The following is a 1,066-nucleotide window of genomic DNA, read 5'->3' on the forward strand; positions in this document are numbered from 1 at the left end:
CTTCCGCGACGCCAACCTCCACCGTGAACCGCCGCCTCATCGGGGCCGTGGCCGCGCTCGCGCTCGTCGCCCTCGCCGGAATCGGCGTCGCCGCCGCGAACCCGGCGCTCCTCATCACCGGCTACGACACGACCGCGGTCGAGGCGGTCGACGGCGAGACGGGCGAGTCGCTCGCGGCCGTCGAGGCCCGAGTCGCCGACGGACCCGTGAAGCAGTACGTCGGGCTCTCCGCGACCGAGTCCCTCGACGACGGCGAGGGGATGTTGTTCGTCCACGCCGACTCCGCGGAGCGCGCCTACGTGATGCGCGACATGGCGTTCGCGCTCGACATCGTCTTCGTCGACGGAAACGGGACGATCACGACGATCCACGAGGCCGAACCTGAGTCGCGGCCGCTCACCCGCTACGAGGGGACCGGGCGGTACGTCCTCGAAGTGCCGCGCGGGTGGAGCGACCGCCACGGCGTCGAGGCGGGCGATCGACTGGCGATCGAGGGTCGCGAGCGCGCGTGACGGCCGGCCCGCCCCGTCGCGGCTCGTCGCCCGCGGCCGACGAAACCGCTTTCCGCTTCCCAGGCGTCGCCTCGACCATGACCGGACTCGCCCGCCGGGTCGCGTGGAACCTCCGCCACCGCTGGCGGCGGGTGTTCGCGCTCTGCGTCGTCGGCGTCGGCGTCGCCGCCCCGCTCCTCACAAACCTGTGGTGGACCCTCCCGCTCGTGTGGTTCTTCGGCCTCGTCATCCTCCTCCCCGTCCTCCACACCCTGACCAAGCCCGTCCCGGACGACGACCCCGACGGGGGCGAGAACGCGACCGGCGACCCCGCGCTCGACGCCCTGCGCGAGCGGTACGCGCGCGGCGACATCGACGAGCGGGAGTTCGAGCGGAAGCTCGACCGCCTGCTGGAGACCGAGGACGCCGAGACGGTCGCCGACCCGGGAAACGGGGACGTCACCGAGCGCGTCCGCGAGGGGGTCCGACGCGAGGTGGAGCGGCTCCGAGAGTGACCGGCGGTCGTCTCCCGCCGCGGACGCGACCGACACCGTTTTGCGAGCCGGCGACGACCC

At 73.5% G+C, this 1,066-nt stretch carries 2 protein-coding genes; both read left to right on the plus strand.

The window, feature by feature from the left end:
- Positions 1-23 precede the first annotated feature (23 nt).
- Positions 24-512, plus strand: a complete 489-nt coding sequence (locus tag U4E84_RS18500; RefSeq protein WP_322533518.1) for a DUF192 domain-containing protein — start codon at positions 24-26, stop codon at positions 510-512.
- A 77-nt stretch (positions 513-589) separates the two neighbouring features.
- Positions 590-1,006: an SHOCT domain-containing protein gene (locus U4E84_RS18505; RefSeq protein WP_322533517.1), complete on the plus strand. Its 417-nt coding sequence runs from the start codon at positions 590-592 to the stop codon at positions 1,004-1,006.
- Positions 1,007-1,066: the final 60 nt, after the last annotated feature.

The organism is Halorubrum sp. AD140 (assembly GCF_034497445.1).
GTDB lineage: Archaea > Halobacteriota > Halobacteria > Halobacteriales > Haloferacaceae > Halorubrum.

Coding starts and splice junctions, on each gene's coding strand:
- U4E84_RS18505 (WP_322533517.1), top strand. CDS start 590: ATGACCGGACTCGCCCGCCGGGTCGCGTGGAACCTCCGCCACCGCTGG.